The 26,838-nt window shown below is 31.9% G+C and carries 20 protein-coding genes; 14 read left to right on the top strand and 6 right to left on the bottom strand.

Going from position 1 to position 26,838, the window contains the following annotated elements; translation table 11 throughout:
- Positions 1-3: 3 nt before the first annotated feature.
- Both acnB and JJ847_02475 read left to right on the top strand, forming a co-directional pair.
- Complete coding sequence (gene acnB / locus JJ847_02480) at positions 4-2,577, top strand: bifunctional aconitate hydratase 2/2-methylisocitrate dehydratase (GenBank protein MBO6959753.1); 2,574 nt, start codon at positions 4-6, stop codon at positions 2,575-2,577.
- Positions 2,578-2,586: 9 nt separating this feature from the next.
- Positions 2,587-3,945, top strand: coding sequence for a ClC family H(+)/Cl(-) exchange transporter (locus tag JJ847_02475; protein ID MBO6959752.1), 1,359 nt, complete (start codon positions 2,587-2,589; stop codon positions 3,943-3,945).
- Positions 3,946-3,955: 10 nt separating this feature from the next.
- On the opposite strand, the gene purU is transcribed toward JJ847_02475, so the two are convergent.
- Complete coding sequence (purU, locus tag JJ847_02470; GenBank protein MBO6959751.1) at positions 3,956-4,810, bottom strand: formyltetrahydrofolate deformylase; 855 nt, start codon at positions 4,808-4,810, stop codon at positions 3,956-3,958.
- A 47-nt stretch (positions 4,811-4,857) separates the two neighbouring features.
- Here purU and JJ847_02465 point away from each other — a divergent pair, with 47 nt between their 5' ends.
- Complete coding sequence (locus JJ847_02465; GenBank protein ID MBO6959750.1) at positions 4,858-5,940, top strand: FAD-binding oxidoreductase; 1,083 nt, start codon at positions 4,858-4,860, stop codon at positions 5,938-5,940.
- Here JJ847_02465 and dnaK read toward each other — a convergent pair.
- Complete coding sequence (gene dnaK / locus JJ847_02460; GenBank protein ID MBO6959749.1) at positions 5,937-7,844, bottom strand: molecular chaperone DnaK; 1,908 nt, start codon at positions 7,842-7,844, stop codon at positions 5,937-5,939. The two genes, JJ847_02465 and dnaK, sit on opposite strands and share 4 nt — an antisense overlap.
- Before the next feature lie 116 nt (positions 7,845-7,960).
- On the opposite strand from dnaK, the gene JJ847_02455 reads away from it, so the two are divergent.
- Entirely contained in the window at positions 7,961-8,821 is an 861-nt protein-coding gene (locus JJ847_02455; protein MBO6959748.1) for a shikimate dehydrogenase, read from the top strand.
- A gap of 96 nt (positions 8,822-8,917) precedes the next feature.
- On the top strand, positions 8,918-9,379 hold the full coding sequence (locus JJ847_02450; protein MBO6959747.1) for a 30S ribosomal protein S6: 462 nt from the start codon (positions 8,918-8,920) through the stop codon (positions 9,377-9,379).
- A gap of 3 nt (positions 9,380-9,382) precedes the next feature.
- Here the strand turns inward: JJ847_02450 and JJ847_02445 are convergent, their stop codons facing one another.
- Positions 9,383-10,597: an argininosuccinate synthase gene (locus JJ847_02445; protein ID MBO6959746.1), complete on the bottom strand. Its 1,215-nt coding sequence runs from the start codon at positions 10,595-10,597 to the stop codon at positions 9,383-9,385.
- Between the two features lie 284 nt (positions 10,598-10,881).
- On the opposite strand from JJ847_02445, the gene JJ847_02440 reads away from it, so the two are divergent.
- The 3 genes from JJ847_02440 to JJ847_02430 are packed head-to-tail and all read left to right on the top strand — an operon-like array spanning position 10,882 to position 12,475.
- Complete coding sequence (locus JJ847_02440) at positions 10,882-11,160, top strand: DUF3134 domain-containing protein (GenBank protein MBO6959745.1); 279 nt, start codon at positions 10,882-10,884, stop codon at positions 11,158-11,160.
- Positions 11,144-12,220: a phospho-N-acetylmuramoyl-pentapeptide-transferase gene (locus JJ847_02435; GenBank protein MBO6959744.1), complete on the top strand. Its 1,077-nt coding sequence runs from the start codon at positions 11,144-11,146 to the stop codon at positions 12,218-12,220. The genes JJ847_02440 and JJ847_02435 overlap by 17 nt, the downstream gene beginning before the upstream one ends.
- Positions 12,221-12,229: 9 nt before the next feature.
- Positions 12,230-12,475 carry a hypothetical protein gene (locus JJ847_02430; protein ID MBO6959743.1) on the top strand — a complete coding sequence of 82 codons (246 nt, stop codon included), beginning with the start codon at positions 12,230-12,232 and terminating at the stop codon, positions 12,473-12,475.
- Here JJ847_02430 and JJ847_02425 read toward each other — a convergent pair.
- The 3 genes from JJ847_02425 to JJ847_02415 all read right to left on the bottom strand — a co-directional run bounded on the left by JJ847_02425 (position 12,409) and on the right by JJ847_02415 (position 18,657).
- Entirely contained in the window at positions 12,409-13,818 is a 1,410-nt protein-coding gene (locus JJ847_02425) for a glycosyltransferase (protein MBO6959742.1), read from the bottom strand. The genes JJ847_02430 and JJ847_02425 overlap by 67 nt on opposite strands.
- A gap of 204 nt (positions 13,819-14,022) precedes the next feature.
- The gene (gene uvrA, locus JJ847_02420; protein MBO6959741.1) at positions 14,023-16,923 is read right to left on the bottom strand and encodes an excinuclease ABC subunit UvrA; all 2,901 of its coding nucleotides are present in this window, start codon (positions 16,921-16,923) and stop codon (positions 14,023-14,025) included.
- 54 nt (positions 16,924-16,977) lie between these two features.
- On the bottom strand, positions 16,978-18,657 hold the full coding sequence (locus tag JJ847_02415; protein ID MBO6959740.1) for an AAA family ATPase: 1,680 nt from the start codon (positions 18,655-18,657) through the stop codon (positions 16,978-16,980).
- 68 nt (positions 18,658-18,725) lie between these two features.
- Between JJ847_02415 and JJ847_02410 the strand changes: the two genes are divergently transcribed.
- The 6 genes from JJ847_02410 (at position 18,726) to purL (ending at position 26,819) form a co-directional block, all read left to right on the top strand.
- Positions 18,726-20,582, top strand: a complete 1,857-nt coding sequence (locus tag JJ847_02410; GenBank protein MBO6959739.1) for an AarF/ABC1/UbiB kinase family protein — start codon at positions 18,726-18,728, stop codon at positions 20,580-20,582.
- 1 nt (position 20,583) lies between these two features.
- Positions 20,584-21,156 (top strand): alpha/beta hydrolase, encoded by a 573-nt coding sequence (locus JJ847_02405; GenBank protein ID MBO6959738.1) that lies wholly within the window; start codon positions 20,584-20,586, stop codon positions 21,154-21,156.
- 6 nt (positions 21,157-21,162) lie between these two features.
- Complete coding sequence (locus JJ847_02400) at positions 21,163-22,266, top strand: threonine synthase (protein ID MBO6959737.1); 1,104 nt, start codon at positions 21,163-21,165, stop codon at positions 22,264-22,266.
- Positions 22,267-22,603: 337 nt separating this feature from the next.
- A complete protein-coding gene (locus JJ847_02395) occupies positions 22,604-23,761 on the top strand; it encodes a DNA polymerase III subunit beta (GenBank protein ID MBO6959736.1) in 1,158 nt (385 codons plus the stop codon).
- A 1-nt stretch (position 23,762) separates the two neighbouring features.
- Complete coding sequence (locus JJ847_02390; protein MBO6959735.1) at positions 23,763-24,470, top strand: PRC-barrel domain-containing protein; 708 nt, start codon at positions 23,763-23,765, stop codon at positions 24,468-24,470.
- A 3-nt stretch (positions 24,471-24,473) separates the two neighbouring features.
- Positions 24,474-26,819, top strand: coding sequence for a phosphoribosylformylglycinamidine synthase subunit PurL (purL, locus tag JJ847_02385; GenBank protein ID MBO6959734.1), 2,346 nt, complete (start codon positions 24,474-24,476; stop codon positions 26,817-26,819).
- Positions 26,820-26,838: the final 19 nt, after the last annotated feature.

Here is a 26,838-nt window from a genome sequence, read left to right as displayed (position 1 = left end):
CTAATGAAGAATTTGGAAACATTGCTAAAAGATTATGCAGATCACGTTGCTGAAAGATCTGCCAAAGGTATACCTCCTTTACCTTTAAATGCTGATCAAACAAATTGTGTTACACAATTATTGGAACAAGATAGTCATGACGATACATCTTATTTACTTGATTTACTTATCAATAGAGTACCACCAGGGGTTGATGAAGCTGCTTACGTGAAAGCAAGTTGGCTAACTGCACTTGTTAATTCTGAAAAATATTGCAAATCAATCAATCCCCAAAAAGCAATCGAAATACTAGGAACAATGATAGGTGGATATAATGTAAATTCTCTCGTTGAAATACTGAGAGGGAAAAATAGTTTACTCAGTAAAAAAGCTGCAGAAGTTTTAAAAAATATTATTCTTGTTTATGACTCTGCTAATGAAATATATGAATTATCTCAAGATAATATTTATGCAAAAGAGGTTGTAAATAGTTGGGCAAATGCGGAATGGTTCAAAAATAAAAAAGTTCTAGAAAAAGAAATTACTTGTTTAGTATTTAAAGTTGAAGGGGAGACAAATACAGATGACTTATCTCCAGCTGTCCATGCAACAACTCGCCCTGATATACCCATGCATGCATTGGCTATGCTGGAATTTAAAAAACAAGATGGACTAAAGATTCTCGATAATTTAAAAAAACAAAATTTACCAATAGCTTACGTTGGTGATGTTGTTGGAACAGGTAGTTCTAGAAAATCTGCTATTAATTCACTCATTTGGCATATAGGCGAAGATATCCCATTTGTTCCAAACAAAAAAACAGGCGGAATAATAATTGGTAGCAAAATAGCACCTATTTTTTTTAATACTGCCCAAGATTCGGGAGCTTTACCTATAGAAGCTGACGTATCTCTTATGAAAACAGGAGATGTTATTAAAATTTATCCTTACGAAGGGATTATAAAAAAAATTGAAAAAGATTCGAATACTGAAGAATTAATAAGCAAATTCGACTTGTATCCATCAACTCTTACTGATGAAATTCAAGCTGGCGGAAGAATAAATCTAATGATTGGAAGATCTCTTACGGACAAAATCAGACACAAGTTAGATTATCAACCAAGTGAAATATTTATCCGACCACAAAATCCTACAAAGAGTAATTCTGGCTTTACTCAAGCTCAAAAAATAGTAGGCAAAGCATGCGGTCTGGATGGGGTTAGGCCAGGAATGACCTGTGAGCCTATTATGACCACTGTTGGAAGTCAAGATACTACTGGACCAATGACTAGAGATGAACTAAAAGAACTAGCTTGTTTAGGATTCACTGCAGATTTAGTGATGCAAAGTTTTTGTCATACAGCTGCATATCCTAAACCAGTTGATCTAGTTACACATAAAGAATTACCTGATTTTATATCTCAAAGAGGTGGAGTAGCTCTTAAGCCTGGAGACGGCATAATTCATAGCTGGCTTAACAGAATGCTTCTCCCTGATACTGTAGGCACAGGTGGCGATAGTCATACAAGATTTCCTCTTGGCATTTCATTTCCTGGAGGCTCGGGCATTGTTGCTTTTGCTGCTGCAATCGGATCAATGCCATTAAATATGCCGGAATCTGTTCTGGTTAAATTTAAAGGAGAATTATTACCAGGAATTACTCTTAGAGATTTAGTAAATGCAATCCCTCTCTTCGCAATAAAAAAAGGACTTTTAACTGTTGAGAAAGCAAATAAGAAAAATATATTTAACGGGAAAATTATGGAGATTGAGGGATTACCAAACCTAAAACTAGAACAAGCTTTTGAACTAACTGATGCTACTGCAGAACGCTCGTGCGCTGGTAGTACAATCCTTTTATCCCAAGAAACTGTTGAAGAATACTTAAGGAGCAATATTTGCCTGCTAGAAAAAATGATTGAGGGCAATTATGAAGACTCAAAATCGATTTCAAGAAGAATAAATGATATGAAAAATTGGTTAAAGAAACCCGCATTAATTCAGCCAGATAAAAACGCTCAATATGAAGAAATCATAGACATTGATTTAGCAAAAGTAACACAACCTATAGTTGCCTGCCCTAATGATCCAGATAACGTCAAGGAGATCAAAGATGTTGCAAATACAAATATAGATGAGGTTTTTATAGGTTCTTGTATGACAAATATTGGTCATTACAGAGCAGCCGCAAAAGTTCTTGAAGGTGAACGAAATTTAAAAGCTAAATTATGGATTTGTCCACCTACAAAAATGGATGAAGATACTCTGAAGTCTGAAGGATATTATAAAATATTTGAAAATTGTGGTGCAAGATTAGAGTTACCAGGCTGTTCTTTATGTATGGGAAATCAAGCCAGAGTAGATGAAGGATCTGTAGTATTTTCTACTAGTACTAGAAATTTTGACAATAGACTTGGAAAAAATGCGCAAGTATTTTTAGGGAGCGCTGAATTAGCAGCAGTTTGCGCTCTGCTTGGAAAAATACCTGAAGTAGAAGAATATCAGGATATTACTAAAAATAAAATTAATCCATATTCAGATAAACTTTATCGTTATCTTCAATTTGATGAAATGCACGATTTCAGCTTATCAAAGTAATCATGGATTATGCCAAACCTTATAAAAGAAAGTACTCAAGGAACAAGTAATAATTCTCCTAGTAGCATCAAAAAATTATTAAGACAAAAATCTCTTGTTGTTGCATTGTCGCTCTTACTGACAGGCTTAGGAGCTTCAATTACAAGTATATTTTTTAAAACTGGAATCTACTTTATTAACAATTGGAGATTAGCACTACTAGACCAATTACCATCTATTGCAGTGTTACCAATCTTTGGAGCTGTAGGAGGAGCCATTGCAGGATATTTGATCAAAAATTTTGCACCTGCTGCAAAAGGTTCAGGTGTGAGTCAAATCATGGGTTTTTTAAGGCATAAAAAAGTGCCAATGAATATAAAAGTAGGATTAGTAAAGCTCGTATCAGGAATTATTGCTATTGGTAGTGGATTCCCGTTGGGTCCAGAAGGTCCATCAGTTCAAATGGGAGGTTCTGTTGCTTGGCAAATGGCCAAATGGCTCAAAGCTCCTACAGCGTTCAGAAGAGTAATAGTAGCAGCAGGAGGTGGCGCAGGAATAGCTGCAGTTTTTAGCGCTCCATTAGGAGGATTTATTTATGCAATAGAAGAGCTATTAAATTCTGCTAGACCAGTAATTTTGCTATTAGTGGTAATTACAACTTTCATCGCAGATTCATCTGCTGACATTATTCAAGCCTTGGGTTTGGATCCTAAAGCAGGAGGATTTGATTTTAACATAGGATTTTTAATACAAAAAGAATATGACCCATCTGTTTTTTTCTTACCTATAGATTTTATTTACCTAGTGTTACTAGGAATAATTATTGGGATCTGTGCAGAAATGTACAGCAGATATGTTTTATTAATGCAAAATCTTGGGAAAAAGTGGTATAAAAATAAATTTGTTTTAAAAATGAGTATCTGTGGACTCATTTTAGGAAGTATCTATTCTTTTTTACCAAGTACCTTTCATAATCTAGATGAATTACAGAAAGTAATAGCTGAGCAAAATACAAGCATTGGGATTGCTTTGTTAGCAGTTTTAGTATTGTTTATCACGACGGGTTTAGCTGCAGCATCTGGAGCTCCTGGAGGATTGTTCTACCCAATGCTTACTTTAGGAGGATCAATCGGACTAATAATGGGGAGCTGGGTAGAAATTGCCACAGGACACGCACCAAGTACATATATTTTTGCCGGCATGGGGGCCTTTGTAGCAGGATGTTCACGAACTCCCATAACAGCAATGTTTTTAGCTTTTGCCTTAACAAAAAATTTATTAATAATGAAACCTGTATTAATAAGCTGCATTGCTAGTTTCTTAATAGCAAGAGCTTTTAATGAAGAATCAATTTATGAAAGGCAAATACAAATAGAATTAGAAGACTAAAAAATTATTTCTAATCAAAAACAGCAGTTTTGCTATTGTAAACAAATACTTGATGATTTAGATGTAATCTAACTGCTCTTGCAAGTGCGATTCTCTCAATATCTCTTCCTTTTCTAATCAAATCATCAACTTCGTCCCTATGACTCACAGTAACTGTACATTGCTCTATTATCGGACCTTCATCAAGATCTTCAGTAACATAATGGGCAGTAGCACCAATTAATTTGACGCCCCTCTTCCATGCTCGATGATATGGTTGCGCACCTTTAAATGCAGGTAAAAAAGAATGATGAATATTTATTATTGAAGAAAACTGTTTTAAAAAAGAATCACTCAAAATTTGCATATATTTGGCTAATACAACAAGATCAATTTCATATTCTTTTAGTAAATTTAAAAATTGATCTTCAGCATCAGATTTATCAATAGTAGAAGTATCAATATGAACAAATTTTGCATTAAAGTCGTTTGCAATATTTTCAAGATCAGAATGATTTGAAATTATTAAAGGCACTTTCATTTTTAGTTCACCATTTCTCACTCGCCAAAGTAAATCAAGCAAGCAATGATTTTGTTTGCTAACAAAAATAGCAACATTTGGAATCTCATCAGAATAATTTACATTAAATTTTCCATTTACTTCAGCTGCAATTTTTTCAAATTCGTTATAAATTTCCTCTCTATTAAAAAATGCATTTTTACTATTCCATTCAATGCGACTAAGAAACAAACCCGCATCTTGATCTGTATGATGATCAGAATGTTTTATGTTGCCTCCATAATTAGAAATCCAACTTGTAAGTATACTTACAAGCCCAGGACGATCGGGACAAACAATTTTGAATATAATTGAAGGATGTTCCAAAAATCTTTAAGTATTTATTCAAGTAAACAAGTATATCTAATATATCAATGAAAAGCTTAAAAAAGAATTTTCAAAAGGCACACATAGTTATTATTGGATCCGGGATTATAGGAAAATTTAATGCCTTAGAATTGTCAGAATTAGGCTTCCAGATAACAATAATAGATCCTGCTGAACAAGAAAATAGTAGCAATGCGGCTTTAGGCCTACTAATGGGTAATATGTACCAAAAAAGGAAGGGTAGAAGCTGGGATCTCAGGGAACAAAGCATTGAATTATGGCCAAAATGGATTAAATTTCTGCAAAAATTTAATTATGAATTAAACATCGCAAAACCATTAATACAACTAACTACAAATGAAGAAAAGTTTAAAAAATTAGAAAAATTTATTTATGAAAATAATGATCCGAATTTACGAATTTTAGAAAGTGACTCAATAATTATCCAAAATATAAATAAAATATTTCAAACAAAAAATTTAAAAGGAATGATATCTTTCAACGATGGAAGAATAAATGCTGTATCTCTACTAAAAACTTTAGGCAAATATCTAAAAAATAAAAAAATAAATTTTGTAAATGAAGAAATAATAAGAATCAGAAAATCAAACAATCAATGGATTTCAACAACAAAAACCAATAAAGACATCAAATCTGACATAGTTATTTTGTGTAATTCTATAAAAGCTGTTGATTTAATAAATAACCTCTCCCACAACATAAAATTAAAACCTGTTCTAGGTCAAGCTATGGAATTTGCCATAAATGATTCAGAAGTTGATTTATTAACACTTCCAAAACAATTCAATATAAATGGCAAAAATATTATTCCGATATCAAAAAACAAACTTATTATTGGTTCAACGGACGAATATAATACAAAGCCAGAAAAAAATATTTTTGAGAAACTTACAAATTGTCTAGATAAAAAGCCAACTTGGCTTATCAATGGTCAAGTCACAAAAACATGGTTTGGAGTAAGGTCTAGACCTGAAGGTGAGCCTTCACCAATAATGAAAAATTTAGGAAAGGGGCTAATTATTTGTACAGGTTTCTATAAAAATGGGATTTTACTTGCGCCAGCTTGTTCTAAATGGGTTGCTAATGAAATTAAAAATTACTTTTCCTAATCTTTTGATTCAGTAAAGTCTGCATCAATTACATCATCACCACCTTTATCACTTGAATCAGTCTGATCAGGGCCGCTTGCGGAACCAGGTGTTGGAGGCTGGTTACCTGGTTGCTGATAAACGGATGAGCCAACGGCATATAGTTCTTGTTGAAGTTCTTCAAGAAGTTTTTTCATTGATTCATAGTCCTCTTTTGAGGTTGCTTCTTTTAGAGCATTACTTTTTTCTTCAACTTTAGATTTTGCTGCAGCATCAATTTTATCTCCCAATTCACCAAGTTGCTTTTCTGTCTGATAAACAAGTGTCTCAGATTGGTTCTTTAAATCAATTTTTTCTCTTTTTTCTTTATCTGCCGATGCATTTGATTCTGCATCTTTAACCATTTTTTCTACCTCATTATCAGACAAAGTAGAAGCACCAGTAATAGAAATGCTTTGCTCTTTACCACTTCCTTTATCTTTAGCTGTAACACTAAGGATACCGTTAGCATCTATATCAAATGTCACTTCAATTTGGGGGACACCTCTTGGTGCTGATGGTATACCATCTAATCTAAAAGTTCCTAAGCTTTTGTTATCAGATGCCATTTCTCTTTCACCCTGTAATACATGTATTTCAACGTTGGTTTGACCGTCTACAGCAGTTGAATATGTCTCTGATTTCTTTGTAGGAACTGTAGTATTTCTATTTATCATTTTTGTCATAACCCCACCTAAAGTTTCTACCCCTAAAGAAAGTGGAGTGACATCAAGCAATAATATATCTTTAACTTCACCTGCTAAAACACCACCTTGAATAGCTGCTCCAACAGCAACTACTTCATCAGGATTAACAGTTTGATTTGGTTCCTTACCTATTATTTTTTTTACTAAGTCTAAAACAGCAGGTATCCTGGATGAACCTCCGACCATAACAACTTCATCAATTTCACTAGTAGAGATTTTTGCATCACTAATAGCTCTCTCAACTGGTGTTTTACACCTATCTATTAAAGAAGCTGCTAATTCCTCAAATTTTGCTCTAGTTAGGTTCAAATCTAAATGTTTTGGACCTTCAGGGGTAGCCGTGATAAACGGTAAATTTATTTCGCTTTGAGTGGCATTTGAAAGCTCAATTTTTGCTTTTTCTGCCGCTTCAGTAAGTCGTTGTAAAGCCTGCTTATCTTGTCTAAGATCAATTCCTTCGTTTGATTTAAAAGTACTTGCTAAATGATCTACGATACATCTATCAAAATCATCACCACCTAAATGTGTATCTCCAGATGTAGATAGAACTTCAGTTACTCCATCACCAGCTTCAATAACTGAAACGTCAAAAGTTCCTCCTCCTAAATCAAAAACAAGAATTTTTTCATTTTCTTTATCCAAACCATATGCAAGGGCTGCAGCCGTTGGCTCATTAACAATTCTTAGAACTTCTAAACCTGCAATCTTTCCTGCATCTTTTGTAGCCTGTCTTTGAGAGTCATTAAAATAAGCTGGAACAGTAATTACAGCCTGTGTAACTTTTTCACCGAGGTATTTACCTGCATCATCTGCTAACTTTCTTAAAACTTGAGAACTTACCTCTTCAGGTGAAAACTGCTTGTCCAAAATAGGACACTTTAATTTGACACTAGAACCAGATTTTTCTACTGAATAACTGACTTCCTTAGATTCTTCATTTACCTCATCAACTCTTCTACCAACAAAACGCTTTGCGGAATAAAAAGTGTTTTCAGGGTTCATGACAGCTTGTCTTTTTGCGATTTGTCCAACAAGCTGATCTTGGTTTTTTGTATATGCAACAACTGATGGAGTAGTTCTGAAACCTTCAGCATTTGCTATTACAGTAGGTTTACCACCTTCCATTACTGCGACACAACTGTTAGTTGTTCCTAAATCGATTCCTACAACCTTACCCATGGGTAAATTCTCATATTTGATATTCTCCATAATCGGTCATCAGCGTCATTATTGTTACTCAAAGACGGGGTGTGGTTCCCGAACAGATTGTTATTTTTTAAGAAAAAATTCTAAACATGATTTCAAGTAAGACATCTTTTATTGCATTAATCGGCAATCCAGTAAGGCATTCCCTGTCACCAATTATGCAAAATGCTGCCCTTCAACATTTAGGCTTAGATTTAATTTATATTGCTATACCTTGCAAAGATGAAGATCTAGAATTGGTTCTGAATTCTTTAAAAAAAATTAACTGCAAAGGTTTAAATATTACAATTCCTCATAAAGAAAAAGTATTTAACCTCTGTAGTGAAATTTCACCTATTGCAAGCAAGCTGAAAGCAATTAATACTCTTAAATTGAACTCTGAAAAAGAATGGAGCGGAACAAATACAGATGTAGAAGGATTTATTTATCCATTAAAGAATTTAAACTTAAACAAAAAACAAGCGATTGTCCTTGGCTCAGGTGGTGCAGCACGATCTGTTATTCAAGGATTAATAAATTTAAAACTTTCTGGAATTTCAGTAGTATCAAGGAACAAATCATCACTAAATGAATTAATAAAAAATTTTGAAAATCAAATTAAAATTCAGGGTTTGTTAAATAATGATAATCAAGCTCAAAAATTGATTGAAGAAGCAGATTTACTTGTCAATACAACACCAGTAGGCATGAAAACAGCTAATCATGAAATAAATGTAATGCCGTATGGGGAGTCTTTTTGGAGATCTCTTAACTCAAAAACAATTGTTTATGATTTAATTTACAACCCAGCTCCAACTCATCTATTGAAATTTAGTGCCAACAAAGGATGCATGACTATCGATGGTTTGCAAATGCTCGTTGCTCAAGGAATGAAATCATTATCATTTTGGACAAATGGCTTAGAAGTACCTTTTCATATTATGAATGACGCACTTAAAAAGTATATTTGATTGTAATTTTCAAGGAATTGCACATCATGATGTATCGTTAAATATGAACAGACGCTCATCACATCAATTTATGAGCCAAAGACCTTGTCTGAAACAATGAACGAACAGCAATCTTATTACGAAACCATGTACATCCTCCGCCCTGATATTGCGGAAGATGAAGTAACTAACCACATTGATAAGTACAATAAGCTTTTAGAAGAATTCGGCGGAACAATTCTCGACAGTCAAATGAGGGGGAAAAGAAGATTAGCCTATCAAATATCAAAACATAGAGAAGGTATTTACGTCCAACTCAGTCATCAAGGTGATGGACAACATATTTTCAAAATCGAAAAAGCTATGAGACTTAGTGAAGATGTCATTAGATATATGACCGTAAAACAAGAAGGTCCTTTGCCAACTCCAAGATCTTCTACAAAGAATTCAGCTCAAGCAGATAATAAAGAGAATCCAGAATCGAAAATTGAATCTAAGGAAAAAGAAACAGTAGTAAGCGCAAATACTTCAACTTCGGTAAAAGATGAGACTGAAACCAAAGAGAATGCAGAATCTTAAATATTAATTTTTCGTTTTTGAATTTAACTCAGCCCAAATTTTATTAGACATACCCCACATATAGATAAAACCTTCAGCTAGAGAATGATTAAAAACATCGTCTTTGCTATAAGTTGCCAAATCTTCCCTGTAAAGTGAATTATTTTCCGACATTCTACCAATTACTATTGCGTTCCCTTTATAAAGTCTAATCTTCACTTTTCCATTAACTGAAGTTTGAGTCGATGAAATAAAGGCGTCTAAACTATCCTTAAGGGGTCCAAACCAAAAACCTTGATAGACTAATTGACCCCATTTCTTTTCTACTATTCCTTTAAAATCAACGACATCTGGATTTAATGTAATACTCTCTAATTCTTTGTGAGCTTTGATTAAAAGTAAAAGACCTGGTGTTTCGTAAATCTCTCTACTTTTAATACCTACTACTCGATCTTCAATCATATCTATTCTTCCAAAACCATGAGCACCTGCAAGATCGTTTGCTTTTTGAATAATCTCTACTGGAGTTAAAAATTCATCATTAATTCCAACTGGAAAACCATTTTTAAAGCGAATCTCGATATCTTGAGGGGAATCAGGTGAATTATCAATTGATGATGTCATAGCAAATATATCTTCAGGCACTTCTTGCATTGGATCTTCTAAAATCCCCGCCTCAATGCTTCTACCAAGCAAGTTGACATCTATTGAATATGGTGATTTTTTAGATACTGGTGCAGGAATACCAAATTTTTCTCCATAAACTATGGCCTCTTCCCTACTCATATTCCACTCCCTTGCAGGAGTAATTATTTTCAAATCAGGCCCTAAAGCATTAATTGCCAAATCAAATCGAACTTGATCATTGCCTTTACCAGTACAACCATGAGCTACTGCATCAGCATTAATCTGTCGGGCAATATCTACTAAATTTTCAGCAATTAAAGGCCTAGCAAGAGCTGTAGATAAAGGATATTTATCTAAATATAATGCATTTGCTCTAATAGCTGGGAAAGCGAATCTTTCAACAAAACTATTAACTAAATTACCAACGATTGATTGAGATGCACCCGAATCTAAAGCTTTTTGCCTAATAAGATCCAAATTCTCGCCTTGTCCAAGATCTGCAACAAAAGTTACTACTTCTGAGATGCCATACTCATTCTTTAGATATGGAATACAAACGCTCGTATCAACGCCCCCAGAATATGCTAGTACAACTTTTTTTACCTGCTGCATTTAAATTTGCTCCATAAATTTAAATTTTTGACGTAATTAAGAATTTGAAAGCTTATTAAAAACTAATATTATTGTAACTAAAAGAGCTGGACCAAAAACTAGAAATAATATAAGAAAGTTATTAATTAACAAAATATTGGGATTTAAATATCCAATAATCTTAAATAATCCAGACAAAAATAATGAAATTGACCAAATAAATAAGAATTCTAAATTTCCTTTATAAAACAAAGTTTTTCGAGTGCATCATTATGTATTATCTTATATGTAGGACACTTACTTTAATGGATTCAAATAAACTAAAAATTAGATTAGACGATATTTCTGAAGTTAATCCCGCATTAACTTGTTACCACAGAGATGATCCGGCTCCAGTTTTGCCATTAAGAGACGAACCAGATCTATTATCTTGGCTTGAAAATACAGGAAGGCTTATTGCTGAAAATGCAGGAGATTCTCAAGAAATTAGTACAATAGAAGAGGAAGAACTTTCCGCACTTATGGGAGAAAAAGAAGACTACAAAACTGAAGAAGACCCTTCAGAAGATGATTGGGAAGATTAAAGAATTTAACTATAAATCGTTATTAATAATAAATACTTTTGCTTTAATAGTAACATCCTATTTTTTCAAAAATTTTATTTTTTTTGGAGTTTATACTTTATTTTTTTTTATTTCTTTATATACAACAAAGAATGGTTTAAAAATAATCAAAAAACTAAATTTACTTCAAAATATTAGGACTGAAGGCCCTTCTAATCACTTTAAAAAGCGTGACACCCCTACAATGGGAGGAATCTTAATGATAGTTCCTTTTTTAATTTTTCTATTAATATTAACTATAAATTTAAATTCCCTTAATTTATTCCTCCTATTTCTAGCTACTTTAGGTTACTTTATGATAGGTTTTTGGGATGATTTTTTAAGCTTTAAAAACAAAGAGAACACGGGGTTAAAAACAAAAGAAAAATTTATCTTACAAAGCATTATTTCAATAATTTTTATATTTTTAGCCTATGAAAAGAATTTAATAAATCCACTAATTTTAATATCAGACTCATGGGGAATAAATATGAATATTTTCATATTGCCCATTTCTTTTCTAGTGCTTGTTGGAATAAGTAATTCAGTGAATTTGACTGATGGACTAGATGGTTTAGCGGCTGGATGCAGTGGGATTATCTTTTTTGGATTAGGGACAGAAATTTTATTGAAAGAGCAACAGGAACTTATTGTTTTTAGTATCTTATGCTATTCAATGTCTGGCATATGCTTAGGATTTCTCAAATACAATAGTTACCCTGCAAAAATATTTATGGGTGACACCGGATCATTAAGTATTGGCGCAATTCTAGCTTCTATAGCGTTAATAACTAATAGCATTTTTAGCTTATCTATTTTCTCAGGAATCTTTATTATTGAATCTTTATCAGTAATGATTCAAGTGGGATTTTTTAAAATTACAAAAAAATTATTTCTCAAAGGTAAACGTATATTTTTGATGACACCACTACATCACCATTTTGAACTTAAGGGAGTAAAAGAAGAAAAGATAGTTGAAAATTTTTGGAAAATCAACATTTTACTTATAATTTTAGGTATAGTTTTAAAAATCAATCTTTAAAAATTTGCCATGAGTTTTTTTACATGGAAAGATAATGGACTAACAAGTGATTGCTCAAGTCTAGATGCAATGGCATCAAGATTTGAAGAAACCGCTAACTTAATGAAAAAACTATCTCAAAAAGGCTTCAAGCTTAAGAAAAAACATAACAACCAGCTTATTCTGCACCATGACCCTAAAGTATTTGATCAATGGGGTTTTATTAGTGAAGAACTTCCTTTTAAGCAACTCTGTTTAATATCTGACGAAGAATAACTATTTGAGTTTGAGAACTTTTCTTTAAGTATTGATAAATAACTGCTTACGTGAGTGTTCCAACTAAAATGTCTATTGACACCCTCAATTCCATTTCTACTCCATAATTTCCACTGATCATTATTTGAAATTCCCTGTTCAAGAATAACTTTCAACTTATTAATGTCAGTAACGTCTACTAAAAGTCCATTTTCACATTTCGAGCGAATTTCTTTTGGTCCTCCATCATTTGTTGATATTATTGGCAATCCACATGAAGAAGCCTCAAGAAGAGTTAAACCAAAAGGCTCTGTTAAAGCTGGATTTACAAATACACCACCTCTGCTGGCAGCCCACCGATAAATAGAAGGAATCTGACTTGGAAGATGTTTTTTTGGATAGGCTACCTTTCCGTATAAATTATATTTATCAATCATTTCAAAAATATTATGGAAGACATCTTTTTGTTGAAGGTCAAGTTTTGAAGTATTATCTCGACAACCCAAAATCAAAATTAAATTAGTTTTTCGTTTTAATTTTTCAGATTTTCCGTATGCCTCGATTAAAGAAGGAATATTTTTTCTTCTTACGGCTCTAGAAATTGCCAATAATGGAGGTTTTGAAGAATCCATTAGGAAAGGTTTCATCATATTGTCTATTTCAGCTGTCTCTGTTGTTGAGTGAATATGATGAAACTTTTTATGATCTACTCCAGGAGGAATTACTTTAGCTTTATGTGGTGAAAAAGAAGAATATTGGGAATATTGATAAATTGACTCTTGTTTAGTGCTGGTAACAACAATATCTGCGGACTTTAACGCTTTTTCTTCTGCCTCAATTCTTTGACTTATGAAATAAAGCTTTTCTATTTGATTAGTTTTTAGGCCAGTATCAAGCAATTTCCTCTTTTTTTCTCTTCCTAAAGAATGCCCCGTAAAAATAAGTGGTACTTTTAAAGATTTACTCAGTTTAACTCCGACATATCCAGCATCTGCATAATGTGCATGAATAAAATTAGGCTTTTCATTTTTTTTATAGTAAGAGATAAGACTTTCAGATAAAAAATCTAAATACGGCCAAAGCAATTCCTTTCTTATATATTTATTAGGTCCAAATTTAAATCTTAAAATTTTCACTCCAGGCTCTACAAACTCCTCTTCTTGTGAATATTCATCGTCTACTTTAGGGTCGTTGATTAAGCGAGTAACTAAATCTACTTGATCAACATCTGAAGTATTAGCCAAACTTTTAACTAACTCTAAAACGTATTGTGTTTGCCCTCCTGTATCTGCATCTTTACCTAATTCAAGATTTTTAGAGCGTATAAGACCATGTAAATGTAAATGTAAAAATTTAAACCTCATTCAGCAAATCCTCAGATCAACGCCTTTAATACAAATAAGCTGAATTTTCTAAGGAAATATTAAGAAAGGATTATGATTTTAAATGTTTTTAATCCAAAAGTTTTTTAAAAAGCAGGTACAGACTGATATAGTACTCATTTAAAGAGAACTCTTATTTTTAGAGGATAATTAAAATTACAAAGAAATACAACAAAAAAATTTTTATTAAAGAACTTTTTTAAGATATTTAGCGGTATGACTAGCGGGATGTTTAGCTACGTCTTCAGGAATACCTTCGACAATAATCTCGCCACCTTTATCTCCTCCATCAGGCCCTAGGTCAATAATCCAATCAGAGCATCTAATTACATCTAAGTTATGTTCGATAACAATTACAGAATTACCTTTATCTACCAAACGTTGTATTACATCCATTAATTTATGGACGTCATAAAAACTTAGACCTGTAGTTGGTTCATCAATCAAATATAAAGTTTTGCCAGTCGCCCTTTTCGATAATTCTGTAGCTAACTTAACTCTTTGGGCCTCTCCGCCAGATAATGTAGGAGCAGGTTGACCTAATTTGACATATCCTAAGCCCACATCTACTAATGTAGATAATCTATCAGCAGCTGCAGGTATAGCAGAAAAAGTTTCTGCCGCTTGTTCAACAGTCATTTCTAAAACGTCAGATATATTAAAACCTTTATATTTAACTTGAAGAGTTTCCCTATTAAAGCGAGCTCCTTTGCAAACTTCACATTGAACATATACATCAGGTAAAAAATTCATTTCGATAACATTAACTCCCTGACCTTTACACGCTTCACATCTTCCACCTTTCACATTAAAGCTAAACTGACCAGCCTGATAACCTCTTGCTTTGGCTTCCACTGTGGCAGTAAATATCTGCCTTATAGGATCAAAAGCACCTGTGTAGGTAGCAGGATTTGATCTTGGTGTTCGTCCTATTGGAGATTGATCAATAACGATAACTTTATCAATTGCCTTTATACCCTTTAACTCCTTTACACCTTGGGGAAAAGGAACTTTTAAACCTAAAGAATGACACAATGCAGGGTGAAGCAACTCATTTATCAAGGTACTTTTCCCACTACCACTAACACCAGTTACAGAAATTAGTCTTCCTAAAGGAAACTCTACAGATATATCCTTTAAATTATTTTTTGAACAATTATTTAAAATTAAACTCTTTTTAACAGATGATCTGCGTTCTTTAGGGGTAGGAATAGACCTCCTGCCACTGAGATAAGCCCCAGTTAATGACTTCTCAGATTGCAAGACATCTTGATATGATCCTTTAGCAATAATTTCACCACCATAAACACCCGCCCCTGGACCAATATCTACTAAATAATCTGCGGATTTCATAGTATCTTCATCATGTTCAACAACAACTAGAGTATTTCCCAAGTCTCTTAAACTTTTTAAAGTTTCTAATAATCTGTCATTATCTCTCTGATGTAAACCAATACTTGGTTCATCTAATACATATAAAACACCAGTCAGGCCTGCACCTATTTGAGTAGCTAACCTAATACGCTGAGCCTCTCCGCCAGATAAAGTCATGGCGGGTCTATCTAAAGTTAGATAATCTAAACCAACATTAATTAAAAATTTCAAACGTAAACGAATCTCTTTTAAAACTAATTCACCTATCTGCTTTTGTTTTTCTGACAACGATATATTTTCCTTCTTAGTCTTGCTTATACCCATAATGCGCTCTACATGAGTTAAGGTTTCAGAAACGCTTATAGAAGTTAAGTCAGTTATGTTATATGGCCCAATTTTAACTGCAAGAGCCTCAGGTCTTAATCTTTTTCCATTGCACGTCTTACAAGGAACTAACTCTAAATACTTTTCTAATTTTTGCTTAACTGATTCTCCATTAGCTTCATTCAATTGTCTTTCTAATATTGGCAAAATTCCCTCAAAAGGTCTTTCAAAACCACTAGAAGTTTTAAAACGGCTATCAGCTTGAATTAGTATTGGTTTATCTGAACCGAGAAGTAAAACTTTTTTTTGCAAATCAGTTAAATCTTTCCAGGGAGTTTTTAATTCAAAACCATAAGCTTGCCCTACAGAGTACAGTAAAGAAAAATAATAAGTATTATCTTTTTCGCTCCAAGGCGCTATAGCAGCATAAACAGGTAATGTTTTATCTGGTATGACTCTATCGGCAGTAAATTTTTTTAAAAAACCAATCCCATGACAATCTGGACATGCACCATATGGGCTATTAAAGGAAAATAATCTTGGAGAAAGTTCCTCAACAATAGAACCATGTTCAGGACATGCATAATTTTCTGAGTATAGTTTTTCTCTCTCTAGAGTAGAAGGTAATTTTTCTCCCTTTTTTGGAACAACTTCTACTATTGCTAGACCATCACCTCTTTTGAGACAAGTTTGTAAAGAATCATTCAACCTTTCTTGTATTCCATCTCTTGCAATTAATCGATCAACAACAACCTCAATATTATGAATTTGATTTTTATCTAATTCAATACTATCGGCAAGTTCTCTAACCTCGCCATTAATTCTTACTCTCGCGAAACCCTCCGCAGCTAATCCACTGATTAATTTTACATGAGTTCCTTTTTTACCTCTGACAACAGGAGCCAACAATTGATATCTTGTACCTTCAGGTAGTAAAAGAATTTGATCAACCATTTCATCAATAGTTTGAGGTGCTATTGGAATACCACAATGATGGCAATGTGGCTCACCAGCCCGACCAAACAATAACCTTAAATAGTCTTGTATCTCTGTTACTGTACCAACTGTTGATCGAGGATTATGACTTGTTGATTTTTGATCTATTGAAATAGCAGGTGATAAACCCTCAATGTTGTCAACATCTGGCTTATCTACTTGACCCAAAAATTGCCTTGCATATGCCGAAAGACTTTCAACATATCTTCTTTGACCTTCAGCAAAAATTGTATCGAATGCTAAAGAACTCTTGCCGCTTCCACTAACGCCTGTAAAAACTATAAATTTATTTCTTGGTAAAGAAAGATCAATATTTTTTAAATTATGCTGACGAGCTCCTCGGATATTAATTGCATTATCTTCTTCAAAACTATTATCAATTTTATTAACCATGTTTAAATCTAGTTTATGATTTAAAAAGGTTATTATAGTGGAATTTTTTTTATTTTATGCAGCTTCCCTATCAAGAAGTCTAGAAGCGTAATCATTTGCCTCGCCAGAACGACCTCCAATAAGTTCTATTAATTCTTGTTTTCTTTGTATTTTTGAATTTAATTTTGATATTGAAGTATAAGTTATTCCCTCGATTACATTTTTTTGCACTTTAAAATGTGCAGATCCTCCGGCAGCAAGGAAAGGTTGATGTGTAATACATAAAACCTGTTGATTTTTTGCTATTTCCTTTATAAGCTCCACCAAGGCAAACAGAGATTTACCGCTCAAACCATTATCTATTTCATCTAAAAAGAAAGTGTTTGGTTTTTTAGAAATACTAGATTTAATTGCTAATAAGAATCTCGACATTTCTCCACCAGAAATAACTGTTGATAAAGGCGCAAGATCCTGATCAGGATTGGCAGAAAATAAGAAATTTATATTATCAATTCCATAACAAGAAGGATTACATTCAGAAAATTGAATAGAAAAATTAGCATTCTCTAATCCTAAATTTCGCAAAATAGACATTACTGAATTTTGAAGCTGATTAGCAATTATTTTTCTTTCAGAGGACTGAATATCAAAGAAAGAATCTAAACTACTTTGTAATTTTTTAATTTGATCTTCTACCTTAAGAATCTCAATATCATGATCATTTTTATTCAAAAATGTCCTAAATTGATCTCGCTTTTCAATTAATTGAGGTAGATCTAAGGAAAAAGTTCTTTCAAGATTTTTTAAAAAAAATAATCTTTTTTGTATTTCTGGAAGATTAGATTCATGATTCTCTACATCTTGGATATATGAGTTTAAATCAAAAATTAAATTTTCAACATCAGATTGAATACTTAATAACTTTTCCCTAAAAGTTTGAATCTTTAGATCAAAATCCGCAGTTTTATTTAAACTTTTAATCGATTGATTTATCAAAAAGGCTATTGATGGTTGATCATGACTAAAATTATTTAAGTTGTCTAAAGAAGATTGAATTGAATTACTAATTTCGAGATTATTGACGAGTTTATTTTGTATTGACTCTAATTCTAAAATTTCATTTTTAGCGTTTAAATTAGCTTGCTCTAAAATATTTAACATTTCTGCAATTGCTAAATTATTTTCTTCTTGTTTCCTAGAAGCTTCTCTTTTTTCATTCAATAATCCTTTTAGATTTTCACATTCCGCCCATGTATTTAGAATCTTAAGATTAGTATCTCTCAATTCTTGCGAACATAAATCATCAATAATTAATCTTCTCTTGTCTTGAGAATTGAAAATAAAAGTATCTGATTGTCCAGCAAAATCTATCAACAAGCGCCCTAGTTCTTCTAGAGATTGTTTATTAATCGATAAATTGTTAAGAGTATATTTGGATAAGATTTTATTATTTTTTTTATAAGATTTCCTTTTAATCTTTAATTCTGAGAAAACTCCTTCAAATCCATTACTTATTAACCATGAATTAATTTGCAAAGAAGAAGAAAATTTTGCCTCAATAACACAATTATCTTTTCCTGGACGTATTAAATGTTTAAGAGGTATATTAGTTCCACCAAACAAAACGTTTAATGAATCTAAGATTAGTGATTTACCAGAACCTGAATCACCAGTGATGATATTCAAACCTTTTTCGAAATTAATTTCTATAATTTCAATTAAGGCAATATTTTCTATCTTTAATTGTATTAACATGATAAATCTTCCATATAAAGAAATTAACTTCTTTTTTAAAAAAATAAAGGTTTTTAATATATAAAGTTATGAATGAAGATTTTACCGATTTTATAGAAATATCTGGACTACTTGATTATGATCCAGAAGCAATTTCTAAGATTTATAAAAAAAATCCAAATAGACTGCTGAAAAGACTCTGGCAAACACTTATTCCAATTTTTGCATATATTTTTTCTATTGGATGGGATAAATTAACAGGAAGATTAAAGAATAAAAAACAAGCAAGATATAGAGCTAAAGAATTGACAAAATTATTAGTAGAACTTGGACCTGCATTTGTTAAAGCAGGTCAAGCTTTATCTACAAGACCAGATATTATTCCAGGAATTCTTCTGGAGGAATTATCTGAATTACAAGATCAATTGCCAGGATTTGATGGAGATAAGGCTATGGAATTAATAGAAGAAGATTTAGGTTCCAAAGTAGATGAAATTTATTTAGAAATTGACAAAGAGCCAATTTCGGCTGCTTCTTTAGGACAAGTGCACAAAGCTAAATTAAAAAATGGAGAGGTTGTTGCAGTTAAAGTCCAAAGACCAGGCTTAAGAGAACAAATAACTTTAGATCTGTACATAGTAAGAAATATTGCTTATTGGTTAAAAAATAATATTGGATTAATAAGGAGCGATTTGGTGGCATTAATTGATGAATTAGGCAAAAGAGTCTTTGAAGAAATGGATTATTTAAACGAAGCTGAAAATGCAGAAAAGTTTAGAAATATGCATAAACATAATCAAATGATCGCTGTACCAAAGATTTACAAAAAAATAACATCTAGAAGAGTTTTAACAATGGAATGGATCGAAGGGACAAAATTGACAAATTTAGAAGATGTAAAAAAATTAGGCATTGACCCAGATAAAATGATTGATATAGGAGTGCAGTGCAGTTTAGAACAACTTTTAGAGCATGGTTTTTTTCATGCTGATCCACATCCAGGTAATTTATTAGCCTTAAAAGATGGCAGGTTATGTTATTTAGATTTTGGAATGATGAGTGAAGTGTCAAGAGACTCTAGATCAGGTTTAATACAAGCAGTAGTACATTTAGTAAATAAAAATTTCGATAAGTTGTCTCAAGATTTTGTAAAACTAGGATTCTTATCCGAAGAGGTTAACCTTGAACCTATTGTTCCAGCGTTTCAAGAAGTTTTTATTAATGCTGTTGAACAAGGAGTTTCAAAAATGGATTTCAAAAGTGTCACAGATGACATGTCAGGAGTAATGTATAAATTTCCATTTAGATTGCCTCCATATTATGCTCTCATAATTAGATCACTACTGACACTAGAGGGAATTGCACTAAGTGTAGACCCAAACTTTAAAATATTAGGCGCAGCTTATCCATATTTTGCCAGGCGATTGATGGAAGATTCTGATCCACAACTAAGAGAAAGCTTGAAAGAAATGCTTTTTGATGATAAAAAATTCAAATGGGACCGTTTGGAAGACCTACTTTCTAACGCTGCAAAACAGACAAACCTCGACTTGGAAAAGCTTTTAGATGAAGTAATTAATCTTCTTTTTTCCCAAAAAGGTGGTTTTCTTAGGAATGAAATAATTGAAAGCTTAACAAATCAAATTGATTCATTAAGTTTAAAAATACTAAAAAATTTGAATAAGTACCTCCCAAACTCGATCAAATTAAATGTGACAAATGAAAATAACAATTTGAATGATCTTATAATGTATATTGAACCCTTAAGAAACTTTTTGGCAATTTTAGAAAAAATACCAGGTTATTCGATTAATATTTTTCTAAAAAGAGTTCCTCGACTCATAAACGAACCTTATACAAAGGAAATGGGCATAAAAATTGCAAAAAAAGTTACAGAAAAAGGAGTGGTGAGAATCGTAAAAATTGCAGCTGGTGCGAATATCTAGAATGAAGTTAAGAAAATTTTCGATACTTAAAGTATTTTTTATTTTTTTAAGTAGTCAATTAATTTTTAATATTTCAAAAGTCAAAGCTGCCGAAGAGATTAAAATCATATATAACATTTTTTCTAGAACGGTAAAAGTTGATTCATTAAAAACATTTGCTGAAGAGGGTTACTCAACTAAAAAATTAAAAAGAATTTTAAAAACAACAGGTTCCTCTGACCAAGAAATTAGATCAGTATTAAACAAAGATTTTGAGGTCCCTATTACTATTGCAAGCAAATTAGTATATTCTGAAATAGGAGATGTTTTTTTAACAAGACTTTCTTCAATAATTCATCCTACGAAAGCAGTTGATAAAAAAACAGGCATGTTAGCCCTAAGATCAAGTGTAATTCAAGGTATTAAGATAGGAGATGGGAAAATTAATCTAATAAATTTTTTTGAAGGTTATCCAACCAAAACTGTTATTTTAAATGTCAACGCTTTAAGCAAAGTTATGAATAAAGTAGAATCAATATCGGAATTGCTAGATTTTTTTTCAAATTCACCTTTAGATAAAATTAAAACAAACTAAACAGCTATGGGTTTTTTAAATAAGATTAAAAATAAACTACATATAAATTACAGAAAAAAAAGATGGCCAGGTTTAATCGAAGCTTACAAACAATATCTTCCAGTTACAAATAAAACGCCAATTATTTCCCTAAATGAAGGAAACACTCCTCTAATTCTCAGCGAATCAATTAGCAAATTAATAGGTAATGGAACAAAGGTCTTTTTAAAATATGATGGTTTAAATCCTACAGGATCTTTTAAAGATCGTGGTATGACAATGGCGATTAGCAAAGCAAAAGAAGATGGTCGAGAAGCAGTTATTTGTGCAAGTACTGGAAATACTTCTGCTGCTGCTGCTGCATATGCCTCAAGAGGAAGATTAAAACCATATGTTTTAATCCCTGAAGGGTTCGTTGCTCAAGGAAAGCTTGCGCAAGCTTTAATGTATGGAGCTGAGATAATATCTATTAATGGTAACTTTGATAAAGCTCTAGAAATTGTAAGGGATTTATCTTCTGAACATCCAATAGAACTTGTTAATTCTGTAAATCCTTATCGTATTCAAGGCCAAAAAACAGCCGCTTTTGAAATTGTAGATGACTTGGGTTTTATGCCTGACTGGCTTTGTATTCCAATGGGTAATGCAGGAAACATAACTGCATATTGGTTAGGATTTAAAGAATATTCAAAAATAAAAAGAAATTTAAAATTACCATTGATGATGGGTTTTCAATCTGAAGGGTCTGCCCCGTTAGTAAAAAATATAATAGTTAAGAATCCAGAAACAATAGCAACTGCTATAAGAATTGGGAATCCTGTAAATAGAGAAAAAGCGAAAGAGGTAAAAAAAGAAAGTAACGGAGATTTTCAGTCAGTAACAGATGAAGAGATCATTAATGCTTATAAAGTTTTGGCGAAAGAGGGGGTTTTTTGTGAACCAGCAAGTGCTGCATCAGTTGCTGGACTAATTAAAAATAAAAATAGAATTCAAAAAGAGTCAACAATTGTTTGTGTACTTACAGGAAATGGATTAAAAGACCCTGATTGCGCTATTAAAAACAACGATGCTATTTTTAGAAAAAATATTGAACCTTCGTTAAAAGATATAACAAAAATCTTAGGATATTAAAAACCAAAATATTTAGTGTCTGTGGAAATAAATTAAAAACTAATCTTTCCTGTTGAAAAAAACTTTAAAAGTAATTCTATTTGTTAAATAAAGAAAAATTTTTTGTAAACTTTAAAAATTATTCAACAAATAAAAAATTTTTTTCACATTTTTAAATCTTCAAAAAGCAAGTGATACAAATTTAAATTTAAAAATTTCCACAGATTTAACAGCAACTACTACTACTAAATTTTTTTTAATATTAATTTTTTATATTAGAAAGAAAGAAAAAAATTACTTTATTGAATTTAATTAACTAAAAAAGTATATTTAGTGTGTAAAGGAAATCCAAAATACAATGGAGATTATTTGTAATCAAAATGAGTTAAATAATGCTATTCAGTTAGTAAGTAAAGCAGTTGCATCTAGACCAACTCATCCAATTCTTGCAAATATACTTTTAACAGCAGATCAAGGAACAAATAAAATTAGTTTGACAGGTTTTGACCTTAATTTAGGAATTCAAACTTCTTTTGATGGGACTGTAAAAAATAGTGGTGCTATTACAATACCTTCAAAACTTTTATCTGAAATAGTTAATAAGTTACCAAACGAAACACCTGTATCTTTAGATGTAGATGAGAATTCAGATAATATTCTAATAAAAAGTGATAGAGGTTCTTTTAATCTTAAAGGCATACCTTCAGACGATTATCCCAATTTACCATTTGTTGAAAGTGGTACTTCATTAAATATTGACCCTAGTTCTTTTTTAAAAGCTTTGAAATCTACAATTTTTGCAAGTAGTAGCGATGATTCAAAGCAGTTGCTTACTGGAGTCAATTTTACCTTTAAACAAAATTATTTAGAATCTGCTTCTACAGATGGTCATAGATTAGCTGTTTCATTAATTGGAAAAGAAGAAAATATTCAAAGTAAAGACAACTTAAATTCACACGAAGATGATTTATCAGTAACTATTCCTACTAGATCATTAAGGGAAATTGAAAAACTAGTAACTTTAAAAAGCTCAGAAAGTTCAATAAAGCTTTTTTACGATAAGGGTCAAGTAGTATTTATTTCTTCAAATCAAATTATTACAACAAGAACACTAGAGGGTACTTATCCGAATTATTCACAATTAATTCCAGATACTTTTTCTAAAACTTTTAATTTTAATACAAAAAAATTAATTGATGCTTTAGAGAGAACTGCTGTTTTAGCTGATCAGCAAAGTAGTGTTGTAAAAATTAAATTGGATAATACAGAACTAGCTTCAATAAGTGCAGATGCACAAGATATTGGAAATGCAAATGAGTCAATACCTGTTGATTATTCTGGAGAAGATTTTGAAATTGCATTTAATGTCAGATATCTTTTAGAGGGTTTAAAAGTTATTAATTCTGAAAGCGTTCTTTTGAAGTGTAATCTAGCAACTACTCCTGCTGTACTTGTTCCAGAAGATAATCTGAATTCTTTTACTTATTTAGTCATGCCTGTTCAGGTTCGTTCCTAAGTTGAAACTACCTAAAGAAATTTTATTGAGTGAATTACTTAATTATTTCGTTAAGGGTAACAATATCCTTAATTACGGAAATGGTGAAAATGCTTGGATGCATCCTCCAGTTCATCGTATTTTAGGATGGTACTCTCGGCCTTCAAATTTTGATTTAAAACGAAATGTTTGGAGATTAAATCAAATTAGTCAAATAATTGATAACGAAATTTATGTGAAAGGTGATCCTGCTATTTCTGATTTAGCAACATTAAATAGATTTCCGACTTTAATTGAAGCAAATTTAATAAATATCAATGGCTCAAAAATAGGAGTTATTGCAGATTTTTTATTTGAATTGAAAACGGGTAAAATTAAATATTATTTAGTTTCTCGATCAAATCCTAAAATACCTGGCTCTAGTAGATGGCAACTAAATATTGAAAATATTACCGATCAGCAACCAGGTTTAGTATTTTGTGAAAATAATTCTTTAAATGATTTATCTTTGATAAAATCAAGTATTAAAAATGAATTCTTTCAAAAAGGAAAAAAAATAATTAATAAATTTGATGATATGAAAAATTTAGCTTCAAATAGATTAGAAGAATGGCTTGAAGAAAATGAAGATTTAAACCAAAACTTAGATTTTAAACAAAAAAGTTTTTATAATAGTGACAAATCATCAAGATCTCTAGGTGACAAAAAAGATGATGACCCTTGGATCTAAAGAATGATAAATCTAGACAATAATGATCTTTATGATCTTAATAAAGCACTCAAGATTGAAAATTTAACAATTAACGATTACGAAGAAATTTGTAAGAGATTAAAGAGAAAACCCAATAGAACTGAACTAGGAATGTTTGGAGTTATGTGGTCTGAACACTGTTGCTATAGAAATTCAAAACCTTTACTATCTAAGTTTCCTACTCAAGGAAAAAATGTTTTAGTTGGTCCAGGAGAAAATGCAGGAGTTATCGATGTTGGGAATAATCAAAAACTAGTTTTTAAAATAGAAAGTCATAATCATCCTTCAGCAATTGAACCTTTTCAAGGGGCGGCAACAGGTGTAGGAGGAATATTAAGAGATATTTTTACAATGGGAGCTCGTCCAATTGCTGTCTTGAATTCGTTAAGATTTGGAAATCTTAATAAATCATCAAATGTTGATTTGCTTCGAGGAGTCGTATCAGGTATCGCGCATTATGGTAATTGTGTAGGCGTGCCAACTGTTGGAGGTGAAATTGAGTTTGATGATAGTTATTCTGGAAATCCTCTAGTTAATGTTATGGCTTTAGGGCTTCTAGAGACTGAGGAAATTGTTTGTTCTGGAGCTAAACATGTTGGATCACCAGTACTATATGTTGGAAATACTACTGGTAGAGATGGAGTTGGCGGCGCTAGTTTCGCAAGTTCAGAATTAACTACTTCTTCATTAGATGATAGACCTGCTGTTCAAGTGGGTGATCCATTTCTTGAGAAAAGTCTTATTGAAGCTTGTCTAGATGCTTTTAAGACAGGAGATGTCATTGCAGCTCAAGATATGGGTGCAGCAGGTTTAACTTGCAGTAGTGCAGAAATGGCTTCAAATGGTGACTTAGGTATTTCTATTGATTTAGATTTGGTTCCCTCCAGGGAAGATAACATGTCTTCATATCAATATTTATTATCGGAATCACAGGAGAGAATGTTATTTGTCGTAAAAGAAGAAAAAGTAGATAACCTTATTGAAAAATTTAATAAATGGGGATTATATGCCAAAGTAATTGGTGAAGTGATTGAAACTAATGAGGTAATTATCTCGCATAAAAGTAAAATTGTTGCTCAAATTCCTACTTCTGCTTTATCAGATGATACTCCTGTTAATTTTCATAATGTTATTAGCACCCCGCCTGAGTATTTATTAAAGAAATGGGAATGGAAAGAAAATAATTTACCAGAAATTAAAGAGCAAAGAATATTTTCATTAAAGGATAATAAAAGTTTTTCTTATTCAGAAATTATCTTAAAACTTCTTGCTAATCCATCAATAGCATCTAAACGATGGATTTATGAACAATATGATTCTCAAGTGCAGTCAAATACAGTTTTTAAACCTGGAAAAGCAGATGCAGCTGTAATAAGACTAAGAGAACAAAATGAAAAAAACAAAAATAAAGTATTTTCTGGGGTTGCAGCTTCAGTTGACTGTAACAGCAGATGGGTTTCTCTTGATCCTTTCAGAGGAGCTATTGCTGCAGTTGCTGAATCTTCAAGAAACGTTAGTTGTGTTGGGGCCCAACCAGTAGCAATTACAAATAACTTGAATTTTTCTTCTCCTGAAAATGAAATAGGATATTGGCAACTTTATTCTTCATGTAATGCGATTACTGAAGCTTGTAAAGCTTTAGAAACTCCTGTAACTGGAGGAAATGTTTCTTTATATAATGAATCAAAAAATAAAGATAATGAAGTTACTCCTATTAGTCCTACTCCAGTCATTGGAATGGTTGGAAAAATTGATAATGTTGAAAAAGCAATAAGTAGTGAATGGAAAAATATTAATGACCAAATCTGGTTAATTGGTTCTTACAAATCAGAGACAACAATTTCAGCCAGTTCTTATTTGGAATATATTCATGGAGAAATCACAGGTCGGCCTCCCAAAATAGATTTGTGTGATGAAAAGTTTTGCCAGAGTTTTTTAAGAGAGGCGATTTTTAAAAGTTTTGTAGTTTCTTCGCATGATATTAGTGATGGGGGTTTAGCAATAGCTTTAGCGGAGTGTTCTATCATGTCATCAAAAGGCGTAACTGTAGAATTAGACGAGGATTTTAATAGAAATGATAAATTGTTGTTCGCAGAAGGCGGTTCAAGAATTATCTTTTCAATAGATAAAATGAAAGAAAAAGAATGGCTTAATTATCTAAAAAGAAATCAAGTAAATTCTCAATCAAGCGTATTTGTTAAAAAAATAGGGTATGTTTCTGGTGAAACACTTAATATAAAAATTCAAAATAAAAATATATGCAATATTGGGGTTGAGGAATTAGCCGAAAAATTTAATAATGGTATTTCAAGTTTCTTTAAAAAATGAAAAATATTTTTCAATTATT

It is taken from the genome of Prochlorococcus marinus CUG1438, from assembly GCA_017644325.1.
GTDB lineage: Bacteria > Cyanobacteriota > Cyanobacteriia > PCC-6307 > Cyanobiaceae > Prochlorococcus_A > Prochlorococcus_A marinus_AA.
The sequence above is the reverse complement of the archived record's forward strand: the minus strand, read 5'-3'. Positions and strand labels throughout refer to the sequence as shown.